Source organism: Bradyrhizobium elkanii USDA 76, from assembly GCF_023278185.1.
GTDB classification, from domain to species: Bacteria; Pseudomonadota; Alphaproteobacteria; order Rhizobiales; family Xanthobacteraceae; genus Bradyrhizobium; species Bradyrhizobium elkanii.
In genome coordinates this window covers 2065266-2089699 of the sequence record NZ_CP066356.1, presented here as the reverse complement: position 1 = coordinate 2089699, position 24434 = coordinate 2065266, and the positions used below count along the sequence as shown (strand labels likewise).

Below are 24434 nucleotides of genomic sequence, written 5' to 3'. Positions count from 1 at the left end.
ACGCGAAGTTGATAGACTCATGATGGACAATGTTGGGCAAACCCAAGGGAACCTCGATGTTCGTCGCAGTTATCCAATCTCCGATGCGCGCCACCATCGGTTCCGGCAACCACATCTTGCAAACAATCCGTCACACGCGTCGCGCCATCAGCATCGCCTGGCACTGACGCTGGAACCGTCGGCAGATCAGCCGAGAGCCGCGTCATCGGGCGAAATGTTGTTCCAACGGCTGATCGAGTTCTTGCTCAGCCTGGCGGAAGAGTGCCTGCTTCGCTTCCGCCAGGATCATCCGTCGACGGCGGTCTCGCGCACCGCTTTCGGCAGCGCCTCCCAGATCCGGATGAGGTCGCCGATCGAAGTGGCCTGCAGCTTGCGCATGACGTTGGAGCGATGCAGCTTCACCGTCACCTCGCTGATCCCGAGCTCGAAGGCGATCTGCTTGTTGACGCCACCATGCGCAACCCTGTGAAGCACTTCGCGTTCGCGCGGCGTCAGCGTCCTGACGCGTTCGAGATATCCCTTGACGACCAGGGCCTGCTGTCGGCGCGCCGCATCCATCGTGATGCCGGCGAGCACGGCGTCGAGCAGCGCCTGGTCCCGCACCGGCTTGGTGAGGAAGTCGATGGCGCCGGCCTTCATCGCTTGCACGGTCATCGGAATGTCGCCATGTCCGGTCAGGAAGATGATCGGCTTGGGATTGCCGTTCTGGACCAGATCGGCTTGCAGGTCGAGACCGCTGGAACCCGGCATCCGCACGTCGAGGATGAGGCAGCCGGGGCGTTGCAGGACATCCGCCTCGAGCAACTCCCTGGTGGAAGCGAAGCCGATCGACTGGAAGCCGACCGACAGGATCAATTCGGATAGCGCCTCCCGCACCGACGCATCGTCATCGACGATCAGGACGACGGGTTGCGCGGCATTGTCGCCCGACAGCGGCCGGGTTGACGGCGGTCGTCGTTGCAGCGGCGCATCAATCCTCATTCTTCTCCTCCCCTCCGCCGCGCAGGGCATCATCCACCGCGGCGAGCAGCGCCCGGCCATCGAACGGCTTGCGGAAGAATCCGCTCAATCCCTGCGCACGGCTCTGATCCGCCACCTCATGGCGGCCGCTGATCAGGAACACCGGCAGGTCCGGCCGCTGCTTCAAGGCGCGCCTGCGAAGCTCGAAGCCATCGACACCGGGAATGCCGACATCGGTGATGAGCACGTCCATGTTGGCAAAGCCGGCAGCGAGCAGCGCCTGCGCCGACGAGAAACAGCATGTCTGATAGCCCGCGGATTCCAGCAGCTCCGCGAGCGATTCAACCAGCCTCGGATCGTCGTCGACAACTGCGACAACCCGCCCACCCTTACTCACGATCGGTCCCTCCGCCGCGCCGGGAGTGGGTGACGGGAATTTCCAGCCGTTGCGCACTGCGCACGAGGTCGGCGAGCGATGCCGCCGCCATTTTCTGCATCACATTCCTTCGATGGATCTGGAGCGTCACCTCGCTGATGCCGAGTTCCGCCGCCGCCTGCTTGTTCATGAGGCCGCTGACCACGAGCGGCAGCACGTCACGCTCGCGCGGCGTCAGGCTGAGGTAACGCTGCCGCAACCCGCAGAGTTCGGCGCGATCCGCCCTCCTGACCCGGTCCTGGGCGATCGCCACCCGGATCGCAGCCATCACGTCGTCATCGCTGAACGGCTTGGTCAGGAAATCCAGCGCGCCATGCTTGATGGCACGAACCGACGACGGGATATCGCCATGCCCGGTGATGAACACGATCGGCGGATGATCGCCCTGCGCGATCTGCCCCTGCAGATCGAGCCCGTTGATGTCGGGCAGCTCGACGTCGAGCACCAGGCAGGCCGGCAGGTCCGGCTTCTCGGCATCGATATACGCCCCGGCCGAAGCGAACGTCGCGGTCTCGACGCCATGCGAGGCCAGCAGCTCACTCAACGCCTCGCGAATGCGCTCGTCGTCGTCCACGATGAAGACAATCTGCTCCTCGGCCGTCATGTCACCCTGTTCGCCTCGATCGGCAATGTGAAAATGAAGCTGGCGCCGTGCGGCTCATTTTCTTCCGCCCACAAATGCCCGCCATGCGACTCGACGATCGAGCGGCAGATTGCGAGGCCCATGCCCATCCCGGACTCCTTCGTCGTGAAGAACGGCTGAAAAACCCGGTCAGGGAATTCGACGCCCGGACCGCGGTCGCTGATCCTGACCCGAACCGCATCCTCGATCCGATCGAGGCGGATCCGGATCGATCTGTCGCCGACGGCCCGCTCCATGGCCTCCATGCCGTTGCGGATCAGGTTGCTCAGAACCTGCTGGATCTGGACGCGATCGACTTTCACGGGCGGTATGGCGGATTCGACATCGATATCGAGCCGGATGCGGCGCCGCACGGCCTCTTCGGACATCAGCTCGCGCACTTCGGCGATGATGCTACCCAGCTCCGCACTGTTTCGCTTGTCGAGCGATTGCCTGAACAACGCACGGATGCGGCTCACGACTTCGGCGGCGCCGTTCGCATCGCGGATGATCCGTTCGACCGTCTTGCGCGCCCGCTCCAGGTTTGGCGGGTCCGCTGTCAACCAGCGCTGGCAGGCGTGCGAATTGGCCACGACGGCGGCCAGCGGCTGGTTCACCTCGTGCGCGATCGAGGCGGAGAGCTCCGCAAGGCTCGCCGCCTGGCTTGCACCGGCAAGCTCAGCCTGCGCCATTCGTAACTCTTCCTGTGTCCGCACCTCGGCGTCGATGTCCAGACAGATCACGTTCCACTGCACGATGGCGCCATCGGCGTTGCGCATCGCGCCGGCGCGGGTCTCGACCCAGCGATACTCGCCGTCGAAACGCCGCAGACGGTGCCTGCGCGCATATGGCTCGCCCGACGCCAATGAGTGCGCGTATCGCTCCTTGACGCCGTCAAGGTCGTCGGGATGGACGCCGGCGTCGAGCGTCGCTTCGAGGCGCCCCTTCTCATTGCCGTCGAGTTCCTCGAGATTGTATCCGAGAAACTCGCGGAGCTGGCGGCTGCGATAGATCGGCTCGCCATCCGGCGCGGCGCAATCGATCATGGCCGGCAATGTCTCGACGAGTTGGCGCAGCGATCGCTCGCTCTCCTTCACCGCTTCCTGCGCCGTCACCAGGTCGTGGATATCGACGCTCACGCCGTACCACTGGATGATATCGCCGGCATCGTCACGTAGCGGCTCGGCGCGGGTCTCCGTCCAATGGTAGGCACCCCCGGCGCGGAGCTGGCGATAGATCATGACGTAAGGCTCGCCCGTCCTGAACGAGTGGGTGATCGCCGCAATCGCGGCCGCCCTGTCGTCCGGGTGAACGACACTCAGCGAGGGCGATCCGTCGGGCGCCGTGATGTCTTCGAGGGAAGCACCGGTTGCGACCTTGAACCGCTTGTTGACATAGGTCGGTGTTCCATGCGGCGTCGTGCTCCAGATCAGCGCGGGCACCGCGTCGATCAGTTGCTGAAGCTGGCGTTCGCTCTTGCGCAGCGCGTCCTCCGCCTGCTTCTTCGCCTCGATATCGATCATCGTGCCGTACCAGCCGGCCAGCTCGCCCTGCTCATCGCGCGACAGCGAACCGAACGACCGAAACCAGCGATAGGTCCCGTCCGAGCCGCGTACCCGATACTCGGCGTCGAACGGGAGACCGGTCTTCAGCGAATGGCGGCGGATCTCCATCACCTGCGCATAGTCGTCGGGATGGATCGCGCGCCGCCAGCCGGCATTGTCCAGAATGTGAAACAGCCCGGTCTTGTCAGCGAGCTCGCCGAGATAGGACAGCGTACTCGCACTCACATGGGTGATGTGACCATCCGGGCTTGCCGACCAGGTATAGGCCGGCATGCTCTCGATGATCCGCATGGCCTGTACCGCATCGGCGCTCAGCTTTGCCGACGACGGGATCGCGACGATCTCGCCGATGCAAAGCGCGAGGACGGCAAACAGCGCCAGCGATAGCGCAGCGCTCTGGGGGTCGTGCGCATGGAAATGCACGGCAATCGCCCCGACGAACGCGAGGCCCCACGCGACACGCAGCAGCAGGGCGGCCCGTCGGTCGACATGGAGGTAGAGAGCGGCAACCACGGCCAGCAGGCCGAAGGGCGATTTCGTGAGCCAGCTTGCGGTAGCGCCGGCGAGGCAGGCCGCGATCGCAAGCAAAGCGCGCTGCGTGTTGGGCTGCCCTGTCCGCAAAAGGTAAGCCTTGGGATCAATCTTGGGCTCGACCTTGGGCTCAATTCTGGGACCAGCCTTAAGATCTGCAGCGTTGTGTTTGGCGCTATTGGTCAAATGAGTGCCGGAGTTGAGGAGCTGGGCGGTTTACGCCCCGATTGTACCCCCGCCGCGCCCCGGCCGCACCTCATGGAAACCCATGTACGCCGGCGTCTCGTTCGCAATCCGGACCAATCGCCACAGCGGCGGACGCGGGACGACCTGACGACTGGCGAACAGAGACTATCCCGCGGCACAGTATCGCCGTCTCGGAAACCGTGCCTTTTTCCCCGCATCGCGGCCGACTGGCATGCCGGCCGCGCACTCACGATCCGGGAAAGCCGTCATGCTCGATATCACTGGCACAGTCAGCGGCGCGAAGGCAAATCCATGAGCAAGCCTGTCCCGCACAACCTTCCGAACGATCGGCCGGCTACATCGGACGACCGCCCGGATGGCTCGCCGCTTCCCGGCCAGCACTCGGCTAATACCGAAATGGCACGCGTGCTGAAGACGAGGCCGGTTCGCTTTGCGCTGGAGCCGTCCGGCGGCTCGATCGCATATTGGCAACACGATCCGGTGCATGAGATTGTCAAGCCGATGGCCGACCATGTCATCATGGCCTATCCCGCCGGCATTCAACGGCTCGAGCGCCGGAGTGGAAAATCGGTTGCGATCGGCACCGCGCGCCCCGGGGTGGTGACGGTCATTCCCGCCGGCGCGACCTCGCGGTGGGATGTCGTTGCGGCCGGTTCGGCGGGTCGAGCAGATTCGCCTCAACTGCTGAATCTGATCCAGCTCTATCTTCCGCACACCACGCTTGAGCGCATCGCGAGCGAAGCCGATCTGGGTGCTCCGGCTGATCTGACCGAGCGGATCGGACATCCCGACGCCATCACGGCGCGATTGCTGACCAGCGGGGCCGATCTCCTTGAGAACAACACCGCTCTGGATACCCTGTTCAGGCAACAGCTGACGGACCTGCTGGCAACGCGCCTGCTGGTCGCGCATTCCGGCTCGGCTATCAAGGTACCGCCGGCGGTCGGCGGGCTGTCGCCCGCGGTGCTTCGTCGCGCCATCGAGCGCTTGCGCTCGGACAGCGATACGGACGTCTCGCTCGCTGCGCTGGCGTCCGATGCGGGGCTGTCACGCTTCCACTTCTGCCGCGCCTTCAAGGAAAGCACCGGGCTCTCGCCGCATGCCTTCCTGCGCCAGCACCGGCTCGAGCAAGCCATGAAGATGCTGCGCGACACCGAGGCGTCCGTCGTCACGGTGTCGGCCGCGCTCGGCTACGCCTCCCAGACCGCGTTTGCTGCGGCCTTCAGGCGGTTGACCGGCGATACGCCGAGCAGTTGGCGGCGCCGCATGCGCTAGCAGCAATTGCGCTGCAACGGTCTCAATCGCTCTGGGGCAGCGGCGCAATTGACGGCGTAAATCAGCAGCATGCCCACGCCAACAACACGGAGACGAACAAGATGGTTTGGAACAACTCGGTCGCCCGCCTCGCGCGGACGTCGCGACGAAAGCTGCTCACGGCTTCCATCATGTCGGCAATGTCGCTGACAATTCGCTCGACATCCGCCGTCGGCAAGGAAACAAAAGCTCCGACCGGCACCGGCGAAACGACGCCGCCCGTCACCTCGATCATGACAAGGGATGGCGTGCACATCTTTTACAAAGATTGGGGACCGAAATCTGCCCAGCCGATCGTCTTCCACCACGGCTGGCCGCTCAGCTCCGACGACTGGGATGCCCAGATGCTGTTCTTCCTCAGCCGGGGCTACCGCGTCATCGCCCATGATCGACGCGGCCACGGCAGGTCGAGCCAGGTCAGCGAGGGGCACGACATGGATCACTACGCGACTGATGTCGCGGCCCTCACCGAGCATCTCGATCTTCGCAATGCCATTCACATCGGCCACTCCACGGGCGGCGGCGAGGCCGCGCGTTATGTCGCGCGGCACGGCAAGGATCGTGTGGCGAAGCTGGTCCTGATCGGTGCGGTGCCGCCGCTGATGTTGAAGACCGAGACCAATCCCGGCGGCCTGCCCATCGAAGTCTTCGACAACCTGCGCAATCAGCTCGCCGCCAACCGCGCGCAATTCTATTTCGATTTCGCGTCCGGCCCGTTCTACGGCTACAATCGTCCCGGTGCCGAAACATCGCAGGCGGTGATCTGGAATTGGTGGCGCCAGGGCATGAGCGGGAGCGCCAAGGCGCACCTCGACTGCATCAAGGCCTTTTCGGAAACCGACTTCACCGATGACCTGAAGGCCATCGCCGTTCCCACGCTCGTTCTGCATGGTGGCGACGACCAGATCGTGCCGGTCTCCGATTCCGCCGTGCTGTCGGCCAAGCTGCTGCAACACAGCCAGCTCAAGATCTACGACCTGCTGCCGCACGGCCTCTGCACCACGCAACCCGGCATCGTCAACGCCGACATTCTCGCGTTCATCTCGGCCCGAAGGGCCTGATGATGAATCGGGTGTCGAGCCCGGCCTAGGCTTACCTCTTCTCGATGGGGAGAGGTGAACCTCTCTTGCTGCTCGCGCTCGACTTCACCTCAATCGCAGTTTCGTAAGGACAATCACATGAACGACAAGGTCATCATCCTGACCGGTGGCACCTCCGGCATCGGCCGCGCGGCCGCGCTCGCCTTCGCACGGCAAGGCGACAAGGTGCTGGTCACCGGCCGCCGGCCCGGCCCTCTTGAGGAAACGGTTGCCGAGCATCCGAACATCGCGGGCCTGATCGCGGATGCCGCCTCCGCCGATGACGCGCGGCGCACGGTCGCCAAGGCGATCGAGGCCTGGGGCAGGCTCGATGCCGTCATCAACAATGCCGGCGCCGGTGCGATCCTGCCGCTGGAAGACGCGACGGCCGACCGGATCGCGGACATCTTCGCGGTCAATGTGGTCGGGCCGAGCCTGCTCGCCGCAGCCGCGCTTCCGCACCTGAGGGCGACGCGCGGCGCCATCGTCAACGTCTCCAGCACCTACGGACACAAACCGGCGGCGGGCCTGTCGCACTATGCGGCGAGCAAGGCGGCGCTGGAGCATTTGACCCGCTGCTGGGCGCTCGAGCTTGCGCCGCTCGGCGTGAGAGTGAACGCGGTTGCGGCGGGGCCCACCGAATCCGGCGCACTCACCGGCATGATGGGTCTCAGCGACGAGCAGGCGGCAGCCGTCAAGGAGCAGGAACGCGCACGCATCCCGCTTGGACGACGCGGCCTTCCGGATGAGGTCGCCGGATGGATCGTGCGGCTCGCCGGTCCTGCCACGCAATGGATGACCGGTCAGATCATGACCGTCGACGGCGGATTGGAGCTGGCGTGAGCGTGCCCCTTGCCACCGATTTGCCCGACGACGCAAGCCCCACAGCAAAAAATATTTCGCTTTATCCGAAGAGCAACTCGGTGTATGGTTTCCCCGTCTCACCCGATCGAGGGGCGCTGCGCATCGTCACGGGTGTTGCGGTGAGATGCGGTGGACGCCGAGTGTGCAACTGACGAGTGCGCATGCGGCGGACGGCGAAGTCGTGCAGACCTGACGCCCTAGCGGCAGGTGTCTTTTCACAAAACGCGAGTGCGTCTTGTGAAGACGGTGACAAAAAAGCCCAGTCTCACCGGGGCGAGCACGTATAAGCCGAAAACCATCGCGCAGGGAAAGCCGGGTTGTTTCCGGTTACACCTGTGGTCCTACCCCCGAGCTTTCTACCTTTTGCTCGGGGCCCATGGGTGCGATCGGCACCCGGCTTTCCCTGCGCCCTCTGCTCTCGGAGCGGCGAAACGAAATCCAAAGCTCGGGCAATTCATGTCGCGAGAATGCGCATCTATGACTCACCGGCAGCGCAATACTGCTTTCGCAGGGACGACGCGGGGAGGGAGTCGTATGCTCTCATTCTCCCCGGTATCATGCCCGAGAAGACGGGCGATCCAGGACGCCCCAGCCTCTCGGCTCCAGCACCGCTGTCTCTCGAATACTGGATCACCCGCATGCGCGGGTGATGACGCTGAACAAGCTCCGCGGCATTGCGTCGCGAACCGCGCTGCGGCGCAACAATCAAAATGAGACTGCCCGTTAAGCGATTGCGCGCCGACGACATCCGCGCCGCGCCCGCCTTCGGCTAGCTTTGCCGGCAACAACCGGACGCCCATCAGCCTTCGCACGCCAAGTGGACGCCGGCGACAACACAGAGGGAGGAGCGCGATGTTGAAAGGCAGTTTGGGACTGATTGCGTTGAGCAGCCTGTTGCTTTCGGGCACGGCGTTCGCTCAGGAGAAGATCAAGGTCGGCGTCACCGCGACGCTCGAGGGCACCTATACGGTGCTCGGCGAAGATGGCATGCGCGGCCACCAGACGGCGCTCAACGTGCTCGGCAAGAAGATCGGCGACAAGGAGCTCGAATTCGTCGTCGCCTCGACCGATGCGACGCCGGATTCCGCGGTGCGCGCGGTGCGCAAGCTGATCGAGCAGGACAAGGTGCAGATCCTGCTGTCGCCGCTGTCCGGCGACGAAGGCATCGCGGTGAAGAATTTTGCAAAAACCCATCCGGAGCTGACCTTCGTCAACGCCGCCTCCGGCGCGCAGGAGACGACCTATGTCGATCCGGCGCCGAACTTCTTCCGCTTCAACATGGACGGCGCGCAGTGGCAGGTCGGCCTTGGCAAGTACGCCTATGAGACCAAGGGATATCGAAAGATCGCGACCGTCGGCGAAGACTACTCCTTCATCTACACTCAGGTGTTCGGCCTGGTGCTCGAATTCTGCGGCGCCGGCGGCCAAGTCACCAACCGGCAATGGGTGCCGCTCGGCACCAAGGACTTTGCCTCGGTGATCGCCGCGCTGCCCGACGACGTCGACGCGATCTATCTCGGCCTCGGCGGCGCCGATGCCGTCAACTTCCTCAACCAATATCAGCAGGCCGGCGGCAAGGCGCATCTGATGGGCGGCTCGATCATGATCGACCAGACCATCCTGTCGTCGAAGGGCAACGCCAAGAACGCGCTGATCGGCACCATCGCCGCGAGCGGCCAGGCCGATACCTGGGAGGATCCGGGCTGGCAGAAATTCGTGAAGGCTTATCAGGATGCCTTCCCGCCGGCCAAGCGCTTCCCGAGCCCGTCGCTGCTCGCCACCAACTATTACGGCTCGACCATGGCGCTGATCCTGGCGCTGCGGCAGGTCAACGGCGATCTTTCCAACAACCAGGCCAAGCTCAAGGAGGCGCTGGCCAAGATCGAGATCGACGCGCCGAACGGCAAGATCAAGCTCGACTCCAACCGCCAGGCGATCGGCACCAATTTCGTCACCGAGGTGGTCGATGACGGCAAGGGCGCGCTGTTCAGCAAGGTCGTCAAGGTGATCCCGAACGTCAACCAGACGCTGGGCTACGATCCGGCGGTGTTCGCCAAGATCGGCCTGCCGAGCCGCACGGTCCCGGAGTGCAAGAAGTACTGACGTATTTGCTGCAGTGCAAGCACGCGACCGTGGCGACGGCGCGCGGTTGCATGATGCGCCCTGCTCGCCCTTGCTTTCCGCGGGCGGATGATGAACGCTTGTCGAAAAGACAAGAACATCCCGCGGGAGGGGAGGCATGAGCAGGGCGCTTGCCGTCTTCCACGGCCGGTTCGGTCGCGCGACGGTCTATCAGTTGAACCGTCCCTTCAACGTGCATGCGCATCGCGAAGGGCATCTGATCTTTCATGTCGGCGGAACGCCGGCGCAGATCGACGTCTCGGAGCAACGGCTGCTGCTCAAGGACGATACCGTGGTCGCGGTCAACCCGTGGGAACCGCACAATTTTCTGCCGACCGACATGGACCACGGCGCGATCTTCTTCGTGCTCTATGTCAACGCCGAATGGTTCGCGCCGCAGCCCGCGACGGCACAGGGGCTGCGGTTCGGCCGCACCTTCTTTCCGCGCACCGAAGCGCTCGACCGGCTGATCCGCCGCACCGCAGCACTGGTGTGCGGCGCGCCGTCGCTGCGCAGCCTCGATTGCGAGCTCCGGCAGCTGATCGACTCCTGCTACGAGGAGAGCTGGCAGGCGGCGCAGGACGCGCGCGCGGCGGCCGCGGTGACCGATTTCAGGGTGCGCAAATCGATCAAGCTGATGTCGGAAAGCCCCGGCGCCGAGATCGAGCTCGATGCGATCGCGCGCGAGGCCGGGCTGTCGCGGCCGCATTTCTACCGGCTGTTCCGCACCCAGACCGGCGTCACCCCTCACCTCTACATGAACACGCTGATCATGGAACAGGCGCTGGATGCGCTGGTGGCGACCGAGACGCCGATCGCCGATATCGGCTTCGACCTCGGCTTCTCCTCGCAGAGCGGCTTCACCCGCTTCTTCGCCGCCAATGTCGGCATGGCGCCGACCGACTATCGCCGCGCCGCCAAGGTGTTGCGGCCGTGAAGCAGTTCCGGAGCACACGATAAAAGATACTGTCGATCAAATCCTGAGCTTTCGCCCTCGATAGGATATTGGACACGCGGCCCGGCAGACGGCCGCGACCAGTGAGGGAACGCGACGGAGATGGCTAGGTTCATCGAACGCCATCCGGCCTGGGCGCTGATCGTGATCATCGCGGTCGCGGTGCTCGCGTGGCTGGTGGTCGCGATCTGGCCGCCGGGGCTGGAGGCCGCGATCGGCCGCAAGCGCGTGTTCCTCAACGCGGTGCTGAACGGCATCACGCTCGGCGGGCTGTACTTCCTGGTGGCCAGCGGCTTCACGCTGATCTTCGGCCTGATGCGCAACGTCAACCTTGCGCACGGCTCGCTCTATCTGTTCGGCGGCTATGTCGGCTACGCGATCAGCAGCTGGACCGGGTCGTGGCTCCTCAGCTTCATCGTCGCCTTCGTCGCGGTGGCGCTGGTCGGCGTGATCCTGCAGCTCGTGGTGTTCCGGCGCATGGAGGGTCAGGACCTCAGGCAGACCATGGTGACGATCGGGCTCTCGATCGTGTTCGCCGATCTGATGCTCTGGGTGTTCGGAGGCGACTTCTACCAGATCCAGACCCCGAGCTGGCTGATCGGCCCGATCCAACTGCCGTTGCTGACCGCGATCAAATCATCGGGCGAGCCGGTCTATCTGCAATATCCGCTGGTGCGGCTGGTGATCTTCGCGGCCTCCGTCGTGATCGGAATCGCGATGTGGCTGGCGCTCAACCGCACCCGGATCGGCATGATCGTGCGCGCGGGCGTCGACGACCGCGACATCCTGGCCGCGACCGGGGTGCGGATCCAGCTGGTGTTCGTGCTGGTGTTCGCGCTCGGCGCGGGCCTTGCCGGCATTGCCGGCGTGGTCGGCGGCACCTTCCAGTCGCTGTCGCCGGGCGAGGATACGCGGTTCCTGCTCGCCTCCCTCGTCGTCGTGATCGTCGGCGGCATGGGCTCGATCCCGGGAGCGGCGCTCGGCGCAGTCATCATCGGCCTCGCCGAGCAGCTCGGCTCGGTCTACATCCCGACCTACGCCATCGTCGTCACCTTCCTGATCATGGTGCTGGTGCTGGCGCTGCGGCCGCAGGGCCTGCTCGCGAGGCGATGACCGATGTCGCTGCTCCAGAGCACCCAATTCCGCCCCGATCCATCCGCCAACGCGACCCGCCGCGCCTTGGTCCGTGCCTGGCCGGAATTCCAGAACCCTGTGGCCTGGCTGGTCGCGCTGATCCTCGTGATCATGCCGCTGATCGCCAACGGCTTCTTCCTGATCGAGATCTTCGCCACCACGCTGATCCTCGGCATCATCGCGCTCAGCCTGATGTTCCTCGCCGGCTATGGCGGCATGGTCAGCCTGATGCAGCTCACGATCGCGGGCTTCGCCGGCTACATGGTTGCGGTGTTCGGCGTGAGCGGCAACGCCAATATCAGCCTCGGCTGGCCGTGGTGGCTGGCGACCCCGATGGCGCTGGCGCTGGCGACGCTGTTCGGCACGCTCGGCGGCGCGCTCGCGGTGCGCACCGAGGGCATCTACACCATCATGATTACGCTGGCGATCGGCGCCGCGTTCTACTACTTCACCAACCAGAATTGGGCGATCTTCAACGGCCACACCGGCATCAACACCGTCGCGACGCCGTATTTCTGGGGCGTCGACTGGCGCGCCGATATCGCCTTCTATTATGTCACGCTCGGCGTCGCCGCGATCTGCTACTTCGCCGTCCAGTATGTCTCGCGCGCGCCGTTCGGCCTCGCGTTGCAGGGCGTCCGCGACAATTCCCGCCGCATGGCGGCGCTCGGCTTCAACCCCAATGCGCACCGCATTGCGGCCTACGCCTTCGCCGCCTTCATCGCCGCGCTCGGCGGCGTGCTGCAGGTCTGGAACTACCGGCAGATCTCGCCCGGCTCGGTCAGCGTCGGCGCCTGCATCGACGTCCTGATCATCGCCGTGGTCGGCGGCATCACGCGGCCGATCGGACCCTTCATCGGCGCGCTGATCTTCGTGCTGCTGCGGACCTTCGCGCTCGACGTGCTGATCAAGTTCGGCCTCGACGGCAACCGCTTCCGGCTGCTGATCGGGCTCGGCTTCCTCGCCATCGTGTTCTGGTCGTCCGACGGCGTGATCGGCCTGTGGGAACGCTGGCGGCGCCGCAGCGCGTCCTCGACGAAACGTTCAGGCGGAGGCGGCCATGGATAGCGTCGCGCAGCGGCTGTCCGTGGTCGGCGCCGGCGCGGCGCTCGAGCTGCGCGGCGTGACGCGGCTGTTCGGCGCGCTGGCGGCGCTGACCGATGTCACCATCACGGTGCGGCCCGGCGAAAGGCGCGCGGTGCTCGGCTCGAACGGCGCCGGCAAAACGACGCTGTTCAACTGCATTACCGGCGACTTTCCGCCCTCCTCCGGCACGATCCGCTTCTTCGGCGAGGACATCACCCAATTCCCTCCCTATGAGCGGATCCGCCGGGGCTTGCGCCGCACCTATCAGATCTCGGCACTGTTCCCCGGCCTGACCGTGCAGGACAATGTCTACCTCGCCTGCCGCGGCGTCTCGCGCGGCCGCTTCTCGTTCCTGCGCCCGGGGCAGAACGATGCGCTGATGCACGCGACCGAAACGCTGGTGCAGGCGGTGCACCTCAGCGGCGTGAAGGACCAGCGCGTCGCCGAGCTCGCACATGGCCAGCAGCGGCAGCTCGAGATCGCGCTGGCGCTCGCCGGCGCGCCGCGCTTCATCCTGTTCGACGAGCCGGCGGCGGGATTGTCGCGGACCGAACGGCGCGAGCTGATCGAGATCCTGACCTCGCTGCCGGCGCATATCGGCTACATCATCATCGAGCACGACATGGACGTCGCGCTGCGCGTCGTCGAGAGCGTGACGATGATGCACAACGGCCGCATCTTCAAGGAAGGCCTGCCGCGCGAGATCGAATCCGATCCCGAGGTGCAGGAGCTTTATCTCGGAGGCGGCCATGAATGACCGTCGCGCCGTGCCCGCACTCGAGGTGAAAGGCCTCGACGTCTATTACGGCCATTCGCACGCGTTGCAGGGCGTCGATCTCACGCTCGAGTCCGGCGTGTTCTCGGTGGTCGGCCGCAACGGCATGGGCAAAACCACGCTGTGCAAGGCGATCATGGGCCTCGTGCGTGCCAGCGGCGGCTCGATCCGGATCCGCGGCGAGGAGGTCACGCGGCTCAATCCGGCGCGGATCGCCCGGCTCGGCGTCGGCTATGTGCCGCAGGGCCGCCGCCTGTGGCGCTCGCTGACCGTCGACGAGCACCTTGCCCTCGCCGGCGGATTGCGCCGCGGCGCCTGGACCATCGAGCGGATCTACGACACCTTCCCGCGCCTCGCCGAGCGCAAGAGCAATGGCGGCAACCAGCTGTCCGGCGGCGAGCAGCAGATGCTCGCGATCGCGCGCGCGCTGCTGACCAATCCGCATCTCTTGATCATGGACGAGCCGACCGAAGGCCTCGCGCCCGTGATCGTCGCCCAGGTCGAGGACATGCTGCTGCGCCTCGGCGACGAAGGCGACATCTCCGTCCTGGTCATCGAGCAGAACATCGGCGTGGCGACGGCGGTGTCGCGCAACGTCGCCATCATGGTCAATGGCCGGATCAACCGCATCATCGATTCCGCGCGCCTTGCAAGCGACCGCGAGCTGCAGCAGCGGTTGCTGGGTGTCGGCACCCATGGCGCCGACGAGACCGACGCCGAGCCAGCGCCGGCGAAGGCTGAAGCGGCCGGTGCGCCGCAGCCCGAACGCAAGGGGCCGACACGCATCTACATCTCCAATCCGGTGCTGCCGACCCGCTGGTCGCAGCCGGTGCCGATCGCCCGCATCGAGGCCGCCGCGCGGACGCAGTCCGCCGGGGTCACGCGGCTCGAGGAGGCAACGCGGCAGCGACGCGAACCGACGACCTCCCGAACTTCCGGGCCTCCGGTCGTCCTCATCGTCGGCACGCTCGACACCAAGGGTGCCGAGCTGCGCTTCATCCGCGATATTATCGCCGGCAGCGGCCTGCGCACCCGACTGGTCGACGTCTCGACCAGCGGCAAGGCGGCGAGCTGCGATGTGACCGCGCAGGAGATCGCACTGAACCACGGCCGCGGCGGCTCCGGCGTGTTCGGCGCCGATCGCGGCGCCTCGGTGACGGCGATGGCGGACGCCTTCGAGCGATGGCTGCGCCGCCAGGGCAATATCGCCGGGATCATCTCCGCGGGCGGCTCCGGCGGCGCATCGCTGGTCGCGCCCGGTATGCGCGCGCTGCCCGTTGGCATGCCGAAGCTGATCATCTCCTCGGTCGCGTCCGGCGACGTCGGTCCCTATGTCGGTCCCGCCGACATCACCATGATGTATTCGGTGACCGACGTGCAGGGTCTCAACTCGATTTCGCGCACGGTGCTCGGCAACGGCGCGAATGCGCTGGTCGGTATGGTCAAGGCGCGGCTCGATGAGCAGGCCGGCAAGCAGCGCGATGCAGGCGCTCATCTTCCGGCGATCGGCATCACCATGTTCGGCGTCACCACGCCGGCCGTGCAGAGGATTGCGGCCGACCTGCGCGAGGATTTCGAGTGCCTCGTCTTCCACGCCACCGGCGTCGGCGGCCGCTCGATGGAGAAGCTGGTCGAGTCCGGGCAACTCGCCGGCGTGATCGACCTCACCACGACCGAGGTCTGCGACCTGCTGATGGGCGGCGTGTTCCCGGCGACCGAGGATCGCTTCGGCGCCATCATCCGCAGCCGCGTGCCCTATGTCGGCTCGGTCGGCGCGCTTGACATGGTGAACTTCGGCGCACCCGACACGATCCCGGAGCGCTATCGGCAACGCAAATTCCACGTCCACAATCCGCAGGTCACGTTGATGCGGACCACGCCGGAAGAGAACGAGCACATGGGCCGCTGGATCGGCGAACGGCTCAACCAGATGGACGGACCGGTGCGCTTCTTCCTGGCCGAGGGCGGCGTCTCCGCGCTCGATGCACCCGGCCAGCCGTTCTGGGACCCGGAGGCCGATGCGGCGTTGTTCCGCGCGCTGGAGCGCACCGTGCGCCAGACCGGCAACCGGCAGATCATCCGCATCAAGCGCAACATCAACGATCCCGAGTTCACCGCCGCCATCGTCAGCGCGTTCCGCCCCTTGCTCGGACGCGCCGGTGGTCGGCGGAGAGTCGCGAGGTGACCAATGGCCAGGTTTGAACGCACGGCGCTGTTGAAGAGGTTTCACGCCATGATCGCACGCGGCGAGCCGATCGTCGGGGGCGGTGCCGGCACGGGACTGTCGGCGAAATGCGAGGAGGCCGGCGGCGTCGACCTGATCGTGATCTACAATTCCGGCCGCTACCGCATGGCCGGCCGTGGCTCGCTCGCCGGCCTGATGCCCTATGGCGATGCCAACGCGATCGTCGTCGAGATGGCCGGCGAGGTGCTGCCGGTCGTGACCAAAACGCCGGTGCTCGCCGGCGTCAACGGCACCGATCCGTTCCGCGACATGGATGTGTTCCTCGACCAGCTCAAGGCGCTCGGCTTTGCTGGCGTGCAGAACTTCCCGACCGTCGGCCTGATCGACGGCACCTTCCGCGCCAATCTCGAAGAGACCGGAATGTCCTATGCGCTCGAGATCGACATGATCGCGAAGGCGCATGAGAAGAATATGCTGACCACGCCCTATGTGTTCAGCGAGCAGGAAGCCGCCGCGATGGCGATCGCCGGCGCCGACATCATCGTCTGCCACATGGGCCTGACCACCGGCGGCACGATCGGCGCGCAGACCGCGCCAAGACTTGCCGACTGCCCTGCCCGCATCGAGGCCTGGGCCGAGGCCGCCCTCAGCGTCAATTCGAACATTATCGTGCTCGCGCATGGCGGTCCGATCGCGGACCCCGCCGATGCCGATTTCATCATGAAGCAGACCCGCAACTGCCACGGCTTCTACGGCGCCTCCTCGATGGAGCGCCTGCCGGTCGAGCGGGCGCTGACGGATCAGGTTCGCAAATTCAAGGCGATCGGCGCACGCTAGCCGCCGTGACCAAGGGAGGAAGAGATGTCGGGGATGCTGGTCGGTGAATTGATCCTCTGGCTCATCGTCGCAATCGTCGCGATCGTCATCATCGTCTATGTCGTGAACTGGCTGTATCACCGGTCGTCGAAGGAGGTCTCCTTCGTCCGCACCGGTTTCCTCGGTGAGCGCGTGGTGATCAATGGCGGCGCCTTCGTGCTGCCGTTCATCCACGACTACACGCCGGTCAACATGAACGTGCTGCCGATGGGGATCGTGCGCTCACGGCAAGACGCGGTGATCACCCGCGACCGGATGCGCGTCGACATCGAGGCAGATTTCTACGTCCGGGTTGAGCCGACCCGCGAGGCGGTCTCGATCGCCGCCGCCACGCTCGGCCGCCGCACCATGGAGCCGCAGCAGCTGCACACCCTGCTCTCCGGCAAGTTCATCTCCGCGATCCGCTCGGTCGCCTCCGAGATGACCATGGAGCAGATGCACGAGCAGCGCGGCGACTATGTCGCGCGCGTCAAGGCCAATGCCGCCGAGGCGCTGGCGCAGAACGGCCTCGAGCTGGAGTCGGTCGCGATCACCGATCTCGACCAGACCGACCTCGAATATTTCAATCCCTCGAACCGCTTCGACGCCGAAGGCCTGACCCGCCTGATGGAGGACATCGAGGCCAAGCGCAAGCTGCGCAACGACATCGAGCAGGACTCGATGATCAAGATCCGCTCCCGCAATCTCGAGGCTGAGCGGCAGGCGCTGGAGATCGAGCGCGAGAGCGAAACCGCCCGTCTCGAGCAGGAACGCGATATCGAGATGCGCCGTGCCCTGCAGCGTACCGAAGTCGCCCGCGAGCGCGCCTTGCGCGAGACCGAGTCGGAGCAGGCCCAGATTGCGGCGCGCGAAGCCATCGAGAAGGCGCGCATCGCCAACGAGCAGGCGATCACCGAGGCCCGAATCGCCTCGGAGCGCGAGACCCGGCACAAGGAGATCGAGCGGACGCGGGCGGTCGAAGAGAAGGAGCTGCTGGCCCGCGAGGAGATCGAGAAGGTCCGGATCGCCAACCAGCGCTCGGTCGACACCACCCGCATCGCCTCCGAGCGCGAGGTGCGCCAGCGCGAGATCGAGCGGATGCGGACCGTCGAGGAGGCCGAGATCGCCGCCCGCGAGGCGATCGAGAAGGCCCGCATCCAGCAGGATCGCGTCGTCACCGATGCCCGCATCGCCAATGAGGAGGAGACCCGGCGCCGCGAGATCGAGCGCACCCGCGCGGTCGACGAGGCCGAGATCGCGGCCCGCGAGGCCACCGAGAAGGCGCGGATCGCCCAGACCATGACGGTCAATGTCGAGCGCATCTCCTCGGACGAGCGCACCCGCGCGCTGGAGATCCAGCAGGTCCGCACCATCCAGGAAGCCGAGATCGAAGCGCAGAAGGCGGTCGAGGCCGCCCGGATCGCCCGCGAGAAGATGCTGGCCGCCGAACGCATCGCCGCCGACCACACCACGCGCAAGCTCGAGATCGAGCGCAACCAGGCGGTCGAGATCGCCGGGATCAGTGCCCGCGAAGCCACCGAAGCGTCGCGGATCGCCCAGGAAGAGCACGTCCGGGCGCTCGAAATCGCGCGCACCCGTGCGATCGAGGAAGCCGATATCGCCTCCCGCGAGGCGATCGAGGCGGCGCGCATCTCGCAGGAGAAGTCGGTCGCCGCGCAGCGCATCCGCGCCGAGCGCGAGACCCGCGCGCTCGAGATCGAGCGCACCGGGGCGATCGAGGCCGCCGAGCTGAAGCGCCGCGACACGGTCGAGCGCCAGCGCATCGATGTCGAGCTGACGCTGGAGAGCGAGCGGATCGCCTCCTGCAGGACCCGCGAGGTGCTCAACATCGACCAGAAGAAGGCGATCGAGCTCGCCGACGAGGAGCGCGTGATCGCGCTCGCCGCCAAGCGCTCCGAGCGGATCGATGCCGACCGGCAGGTCCGGCAGGCCGAGATTGTGGCGCGCAAGGACATCGACACCACCGACGTCTCGCGCGAACAGGCGCTGGAGGCGGCCCGCATCGAGCGGCGCCGTGCGATCGAGCAGCTCGAGGTCGCCCGCAACCAGTCGCTGCAGGAGGCCGAGATCGTCGCCCGCGAGGAGGTCGAGCGCGCCCGCATCGCCTCCGACCGTGGCCTCGACGAGGCCCGGATCGGCCGGGAGCGCGAGCTGCGCAAGCTCGAGGTCAACCGCGAGAAGGATGTCGAGACCGCGCTGATGGAAAAGGCCATTGCGCTGCATCAGAAATCGCTGGAGGAATCCGCGGCGCGCGCCGCCGCCGAGGACGCCCGGATCCGCGCGACCGAAGCGGCCGAGCGCGTCGTCACCGCGCGCGAAAGCGAGATCGCCAAGCGGCGAAAGACGGTCGAGGTGCTGCTGGCCGAGAAGCAGGCCGAGGAGACACGGATCGCCGCGGAAGCCGAACGCGTTCGCGCCGCTGTCGAGGCCGAGGCCCAGCGCCTGCTCAACGAAGCCGAGAACGTGCTCACCGACCAGGCGCGCTACTCGCTGTTCCGCCGCAAGCTGCTCGACCGCATCGAAGGCATCGTGCGCGAGAGCGTCAAGCCGATGGAGAAGATCGAAGGCATCCGCATCCTCCAGGTCGACGGCCTCAACGGCAATGGCCATGGCAACGGCACCGGCCGCAGCGCCACCGACGAGGTGATCGACTCGGCGCTGCGCTACCGCGTGCAGGCGCCGCTGATCGACTCGATCCTGTCGGACATCGGCGTCGAGGGCGGCAGCCTCGCCAAGATGCCCGGCCTGATCCGCGAAGCCCGAGACATGCAAGGCATCAAGGACTCCGCGCGCAAGAGCGGCGGCGACGCCAAGCCGGCCGCGCCCGAGGGCGGCGGCGAGCCGGCGCGCCCTGAGCGCACGCCGCGCAAGAAGGACTGAGCTGACGCCATGGCACGGGTTTACGTCTCCACCGTCGTCAACGCCCGCAACGACCGGGTCTGGGCCCGCGTCCGCGATTTCAACGGGCTGCCGAACTGGCATCCCGCGATCGCGGAAAGCCGGATCGAGGGCGGCGAGCCCTCCGACAAGATCGGCTGCGTCAGGGATTTCCGGCTGCGCAACGGCGATCGCATCCGCGAGAAGCTGCTCGGGCTGTCCGACTACGACATGTTCTGCACCTATTCGATCCTGGAATCGCCGATGGGTGTCGAGAACTATGTCGCGACGTTGCGGCTCACGCCGGTCACCGACGGCGACCAGACCTTCCTGGAATGGACCGCCGAATTCGACTGCGCGCCGGAACGCGAGGCGGAGCTCGTCAACAATATCGGCGGCGGCGTGTTCCAGGGCGGCTTCGACGCGCTGAAGCGGGCGTTCGGGGGATAGGCCGTGCCGCATATCGTCAAAAGCACGATTCTGGATGCACCGACCGATGCGGTGTGGGCCGTGCTGCGCGATTTCAACGGTCATGACCGATGGCATCCTGCGGTCGCAACCAGCGGCATCGAGCGCGCACAGCCGTCCGACAAGATCGGCTGCGTCAGGCGCTTCAAGCTGAAGGACGGCGCCGAGCTGCGCGAGCAATTGCTGGCGCTGTCCGATCTTGAGCAATCGTTCAGCTACTGCCTGCTCGATACGCCGATCCCGATGTTCAACTACGTGGCGCATGTCCACCTGCTGCCGGTCACCGACGGCGACCGCACCTTCTGGCATTGGGAGTCGCGCTTCACGACGCGGACCGAAGATAGCAAGCGCATCACGCAGATGGTTTCGGAAGACATCTACCAGGCCGGCTTCGATGCCATCCGCCGGCATCTGAAGGAGGCCGCGTAAGCGGAAGGACATCATGCCAATCACGGTGAAGACCTTCACCAACACCCACGACGCCGCGGCGGCGCTGTCCTCGGATCGCAGCGCCCGCTATCTCGGCGGCGGCACGCTGGTGATGCGAGCGCTGAACGAGGGCGACATCTCGATCTCGACCGTCGTCCGCGCCAGCGACCATGCGATGACACGGATCGATGCCACGGGCTCGCGCATCACGCTGGGTGCCGGCGTCACCTTCGCGCGCGTCCTGGCCGACCGCGACCTCGCCTTCCTGCACGCGCCTGCTCGCTCGATCGGCGGACCGGCGGTGCGCAACATGGGTACCGTCGGCGGCAATCTGTTCGCGCCGGTGCCGTATGGCGACTTCACGGTCGCGATGCTCGCGCTTGACGCCACGGTGTCGGTGCAGGGCGGCCTCGGTGGGCGCGATATCCCGATCGAGGAGTTCCTGCAATCGCGCGACCGGCAGGCCGGATCGCTGGTGCTGGCGATCTCCTTTGCCAGGCCCGGCAGCACTGAGGCCTTCCGCTACCGCAAGATCGCGCGGATCAAGCCCAAGGGCGGCGCGGTGGTCACGCTCGCAGCGCACCTGCCGGTCAACGGCAGCCGCATCGTCGGCGCCCGCGTCGCGCTGGGCTCGATGGCGCCGACGCCGGTCCGCGCCCGCGCCGCCGAGCGCGCGCTGGAAGGCCGCGCGCTCGACGCCTCCACCATCAGCGCGGCCGCTGCGGCAGCGGTCGAAGGAACGTCGCCCGGCGACAATGCGCTCGCCAGCGCCTGGTATCGCCGCGAGATCGTCGGCGTGCATCTCCACCGCCTGTTGTCCGATCAGGAATAAATCGTGATGGCCAAGACTGCCCTTCAATTCCAGCATAACGGCCGTGACGTCGCGATCTTCGTTGACGGCGGCACCAACCTTCTGGTCGCGCTGCGCGAGCTGATCGGCGACATGACGCCCAAGTTCGGCTGCGGCCAGGGCGGCTGCGGTACCTGCAGCGTGCTGATCGACGGCGAATTGCACCTCTCCTGCCTGACGCTCGCCGAGACGGTTGCCGGTCGTTCGGTCGAGACGCTCGACGGCATCAAGGATGGTCCCAATCTGCACCCGCTGCAGCGCGCGTTCGCCGACAATTTTGCCGCGCAGTGCGGCTACTGCACGCCGGGCATGCTGATGGCCGCGAAAGCGCTGCTCGACCGCAATCCGCAGCCGAGCCGCGCCGAGGTCGTCGAGGCGATCTCCGGCAATATCTGCCGCTGCACCGGCTATGAGCCGATCATCAACGCCGTGCTGGCTGCCGCTTCCGGCGGCCGGGCGCGCGCGTAAGGAAACAGTGCCATGCTGGAACTGCGCAAGGACATCTTCGCCGACGAGCGCGACGACAATCTGAAGGAGATCGGCAAAGGCACGCAGCGCCAGGACATGCTCGGCCATGTCACCGGCACCTCACCCTATTTCGACGACCACAAGCTGCAGGGCATGCTGCATTTGAAGGTGGTGCGCAGCGCGCATCCCCATGCAAGACTCCGCCGCATCGACACCTCCGAGGCCGAGCGGTCGCCGGGGGTCCGGCGCGTGATCCGTGCCTCCGACGTGCCGCGCAACCTGAACACGCTGCTCAGCCTGATCAATTTCGGCAAGGACGACGAGCCGTCGCTCGCGGTCGACAAGGTGCGCTACAAGGGCGAGCCGATCGTCGCGATCGTCGCCGACAGCCCGCGCGAGGCCTTTGAGGCGATTGCCAAGGTCAAGATCGACTATGAGCCGCTGCCGGCGGTGTTCGATGTCGAGGAGGCGCTGAAGCCGGGTGCGCCCGTGGTCAACGAGGTCTATCCGAAGAACACCTTCACCTATCACGAGACCTATGACCACCAGCAGCTGCGCTTCGGCGATGCCGACCGCGCGCTTGCGACGGCCGACCATGTGCTGGAACAGCGCTACCAGATGTCGCCGATCGAGCACGCGCCGACCGAGACCAATGGCTCGATCGCAGCGCCCGATACCAACGGCCGCTACATCGTCTACACCTCGACGCAGGCGCTGTTCTTCTCGGTTGACACCTGCGCGAAGATCCTCGACGTGCCGTCCAACACCTTCCACTTCATCGGCGGCACCGTCGGTGGCGGGTTCGGCGGCAAGGTCGATACCCTGACCGAGCCGCTCTGCATCCTCGGCGCGATGCTGACCGGTCGCCCGGTGCGCTATTTGTTCGGGCGCGAGGAGGAAATGCAGTACGGCCCGCCGCGCGGCGCCGAGCGCATCTACATCAAGGACGGCGTGATGCGCGACGGCCGCATCGTTGCCCGCAAGGTGCGCGCCTATTTCGACAGCGGCGCCTATACGCGGCTGTCGAGCTATGCGGCGGTGAAATGCGCCGCCCATCTGCCCGGTCCCTACACGATCCCGAACGTCCATGGCGACGTTTATTGCGTCTTCACCAACCGCACGCCCGCGACCGCAATGCGCGGCTTCGGCGTCACGGCGATGGATTTCGCCATCGAATGCCAGATGGACAAGCTCGCCCATCTCGTCGGCATGGACCCGATGGAGTTCCGGATCCTCAATGCGTATCGCGACGGCGACATGAAAGCGCACCGCCGCGAGGCCAAGAACACGGCGCTGATCGAATGCGTGCAGGTCGCCGCGGAGAAAGCCAAGTGGCCGCTCCGCGAGGACTTCAAGCGGATGTCGTCGCGCAAGGATGGCGGCGGCGCCCGCGCCGCCGTGACGCCGACCCCGCGCGAGCCGCATGCGCGACCGGCCGCACCGTCCCAGCAACGCACGACCTATGACCGCGCGCCGGCCGCGACCCGCGAGCCGCCGCCACCGCCGCCCTCTTCGCCGCCACCGTCCTCTCCGCCGCCGCGGCCGGCCGCGCCGTCGCATGGCGCCACCCGCTTCTCTTCCGTCTTCGGCACCAGGAGGCGCTGACCATGACCCGGCATCGTGGGCGCGGCATCGCGTCGGTCAATTATCCCATCGGCATGAATCTTGGCGGCGATCCGAGCCAGGCGCTGGTGCATTCCAACCCCAGCGGCAAGTTCACCGTGGCGCTGTCGTCGATTGATCTCGGCCAGGGCATGAAGTCGGTGACGCGGCAGATCTGCGCCGAGACGCTCGGCGTGCCGGTCGAGGACGTCTATGTCGACACCGCGGATTCCGACACCGGCCCGCACTGCATGGGCTCGTTCGCCTCGCGCGGCACACATCGCGTCGGCAACGCCGTGATGGCGGCGGCGCGCGAGGCGCGCGGGGTGATGATGGAGGCGGCCGCCGAGGAGCTGGAGGTGAATGCCGCCGACCTCGAGACCGACGGCCGCGGCAACATCCACGTCAAGGGCGCGCCGCATCGCTCGATCTCGACCAAGGACGTCGCGATCGCCGCGCAGTTCAAGCAGGGCAAGACGATCTCCGGCCGCGGCATCTTCCTGGTGCCGCTGTCCGACGTCGATCCCGAGACCGGCGAGATGTCGCCGGCGACATGCTACGCGCATGCCTGCCTCGTCGCCGAGGTCGAGGTCGACGACGAGACCGGCGAGGTCGACATGGTCCGGATGGACTCCGCCTATGAGCTCGGCCGCGCGCTCAATCCGCGGCTGGTCGAGCAGCAGCTGGTCGGCGGCGCCTGGATGGGCGTCAGCCACGCGCTCTATGAGACGCCGGAGCCCTATTATCCGGAGCCGGTGCACGGTCCGCGCGACTTCGTCGAATATCTGATGCCGGGTCCGGGCGACATCTGCCCGCACGACATCGCGGTGCTGGAACGCCCGGCGCCCGACGGTCCGTTCGGCGCCAAGGGACCGGGCGAGATGTGCGCCAATCCGGTGCTGCCTGCGATCGCCAACGCGATCTTCAACGCGGTCGGGGTACGGATCGACGATCTGCCGATCACGCCGGAGAAGGTGCTGCGCGCGATCAAGGCGCAGGGCGGCGCGCGGCCGCAGCCGCGGCGCTGAGG

20 protein-coding genes and 1 pseudogene are annotated in these 24434 nt (G+C 66.3%); 17 read left to right on the top strand and 4 right to left on the bottom strand.

All coding sequences use genetic code 11. From position 1 onward, the window contains the following. Positions 1 to 285: 285 nt before the first annotated feature. The 4 genes and pseudogenes from JEY66_RS10100 to JEY66_RS10085 form a co-directional block, all read right to left on the bottom strand. On the bottom strand, positions 286 to 981 hold the full coding sequence (locus JEY66_RS10100; RefSeq protein WP_016847673.1) for a response regulator transcription factor: 696 nt from the start codon (positions 979 to 981) through the stop codon (positions 286 to 288). Continuing rightward, on the bottom strand, positions 971 to 1357 hold the full coding sequence (locus tag JEY66_RS10095) for a response regulator transcription factor (protein WP_016847674.1): 387 nt from the start codon (positions 1355 to 1357) through the stop codon (positions 971 to 973). The genes JEY66_RS10100 and JEY66_RS10095 overlap by 11 nt, the downstream gene beginning before the upstream one ends. Beyond that, entirely contained in the window at positions 1350 to 2000 is a 651-nt protein-coding gene (locus JEY66_RS10090) for a response regulator transcription factor (RefSeq protein ID WP_016847675.1), read from the bottom strand. Before JEY66_RS10090 ends, JEY66_RS10095 begins: the two co-directional genes overlap by 8 nt. Then, positions 1997 to 3871: pseudogene (locus JEY66_RS10085) on the bottom strand (PAS domain-containing protein); the annotation flags it as partial. The pseudogene JEY66_RS10085 and the gene JEY66_RS10090, both read right to left, overlap by 4 nt. Positions 3872 to 4612: 741 nt before the next feature. Between JEY66_RS10085 and JEY66_RS10080 the strand changes: the two are divergent. The 17 genes from JEY66_RS10080 to JEY66_RS10000 all read left to right on the top strand — a co-directional run bounded on the left by JEY66_RS10080 (position 4613) and on the right by JEY66_RS10000 (position 24432). Further along, positions 4613 to 5596 carry a helix-turn-helix transcriptional regulator gene (locus tag JEY66_RS10080; protein WP_026193283.1) on the top strand — a complete coding sequence of 328 codons (984 nt, stop codon included), beginning with the start codon at positions 4613 to 4615 and terminating at the stop codon, positions 5594 to 5596. A gap of 272 nt (positions 5597 to 5868) precedes the next feature. After that, positions 5869 to 6696 (top strand): alpha/beta fold hydrolase, encoded by an 828-nt coding sequence (locus JEY66_RS10075; protein WP_038376675.1) that lies wholly within the window; start codon positions 5869 to 5871, stop codon positions 6694 to 6696. A gap of 117 nt (positions 6697 to 6813) precedes the next feature. After that, a complete protein-coding gene (locus JEY66_RS10070) occupies positions 6814 to 7557 on the top strand; it encodes an SDR family NAD(P)-dependent oxidoreductase (RefSeq protein ID WP_018273426.1) in 744 nt (247 codons plus the stop codon). An 873-nt stretch (positions 7558 to 8430) separates the two neighbouring features. Further along, complete coding sequence (locus JEY66_RS10065; RefSeq protein WP_026193285.1) at positions 8431 to 9681, top strand: ABC transporter substrate-binding protein; 1251 nt, start codon at positions 8431 to 8433, stop codon at positions 9679 to 9681. A gap of 136 nt (positions 9682 to 9817) precedes the next feature. Continuing rightward, positions 9818 to 10636 (top strand): helix-turn-helix transcriptional regulator, encoded by an 819-nt coding sequence (locus JEY66_RS10060; RefSeq protein WP_016847806.1) that lies wholly within the window; start codon positions 9818 to 9820, stop codon positions 10634 to 10636. 120 nt (positions 10637 to 10756) lie between these two features. Next, the gene (locus JEY66_RS10055) at positions 10757 to 11767 is read left to right on the top strand and encodes a branched-chain amino acid ABC transporter permease (RefSeq protein WP_016847807.1); all 1011 of its coding nucleotides are present in this window, start codon (positions 10757 to 10759) and stop codon (positions 11765 to 11767) included. 3 nt (positions 11768 to 11770) lie between these two features. After that, positions 11771 to 12856 carry a branched-chain amino acid ABC transporter permease gene (locus JEY66_RS10050; RefSeq protein ID WP_016847808.1) on the top strand — a complete coding sequence of 362 codons (1086 nt, stop codon included), beginning with the start codon at positions 11771 to 11773 and terminating at the stop codon, positions 12854 to 12856. Further along, the gene (locus tag JEY66_RS10045) at positions 12849 to 13631 is read left to right on the top strand and encodes an ABC transporter ATP-binding protein (RefSeq protein ID WP_018273428.1); all 783 of its coding nucleotides are present in this window, start codon (positions 12849 to 12851) and stop codon (positions 13629 to 13631) included. The genes JEY66_RS10050 and JEY66_RS10045 overlap by 8 nt, the downstream gene beginning before the upstream one ends. Then, positions 13624 to 15834 carry an ABC transporter permease gene (locus JEY66_RS10040; protein ID WP_018273429.1) on the top strand — a complete coding sequence of 737 codons (2211 nt, stop codon included), beginning with the start codon at positions 13624 to 13626 and terminating at the stop codon, positions 15832 to 15834. The genes JEY66_RS10045 and JEY66_RS10040 overlap by 8 nt, the downstream gene beginning before the upstream one ends. Before the next feature lie 3 nt (positions 15835 to 15837). Further along, on the top strand, positions 15838 to 16671 hold the full coding sequence (locus tag JEY66_RS10035; RefSeq protein WP_016847811.1) for a phosphoenolpyruvate hydrolase family protein: 834 nt from the start codon (positions 15838 to 15840) through the stop codon (positions 16669 to 16671). Between the two features lie 24 nt (positions 16672 to 16695). Continuing rightward, positions 16696 to 19590 carry a flotillin family protein gene (locus JEY66_RS10030; RefSeq protein WP_018273431.1) on the top strand — a complete coding sequence of 965 codons (2895 nt, stop codon included), beginning with the start codon at positions 16696 to 16698 and terminating at the stop codon, positions 19588 to 19590. A 9-nt stretch (positions 19591 to 19599) separates the two neighbouring features. Further along, the gene (locus JEY66_RS10025; RefSeq protein WP_016847814.1) at positions 19600 to 20037 is read left to right on the top strand and encodes an SRPBCC family protein; all 438 of its coding nucleotides are present in this window, start codon (positions 19600 to 19602) and stop codon (positions 20035 to 20037) included. A gap of 3 nt (positions 20038 to 20040) precedes the next feature. After that, the gene (locus JEY66_RS10020) at positions 20041 to 20484 is read left to right on the top strand and encodes an SRPBCC family protein (protein ID WP_016847815.1); all 444 of its coding nucleotides are present in this window, start codon (positions 20041 to 20043) and stop codon (positions 20482 to 20484) included. A 13-nt stretch (positions 20485 to 20497) separates the two neighbouring features. Continuing rightward, positions 20498 to 21316 (top strand): FAD binding domain-containing protein, encoded by an 819-nt coding sequence (locus JEY66_RS10015; protein ID WP_018273432.1) that lies wholly within the window; start codon positions 20498 to 20500, stop codon positions 21314 to 21316. Between the two features lie 6 nt (positions 21317 to 21322). Next, the gene (locus JEY66_RS10010) at positions 21323 to 21802 is read left to right on the top strand and encodes a (2Fe-2S)-binding protein (RefSeq protein WP_018273433.1); all 480 of its coding nucleotides are present in this window, start codon (positions 21323 to 21325) and stop codon (positions 21800 to 21802) included. Positions 21803 to 21814: 12 nt separating this feature from the next. After that, entirely contained in the window at positions 21815 to 23407 is a 1593-nt protein-coding gene (locus tag JEY66_RS10005) for a xanthine dehydrogenase family protein molybdopterin-binding subunit (protein ID WP_018273434.1), read from the top strand. 2 nt (positions 23408 to 23409) lie between these two features. Beyond that, positions 23410 to 24432, top strand: coding sequence for a xanthine dehydrogenase family protein molybdopterin-binding subunit (locus JEY66_RS10000; protein ID WP_018273435.1), 1023 nt, complete (start codon positions 23410 to 23412; stop codon positions 24430 to 24432). The last annotated feature ends 2 nt before the right edge of the window (positions 24433 to 24434 follow it).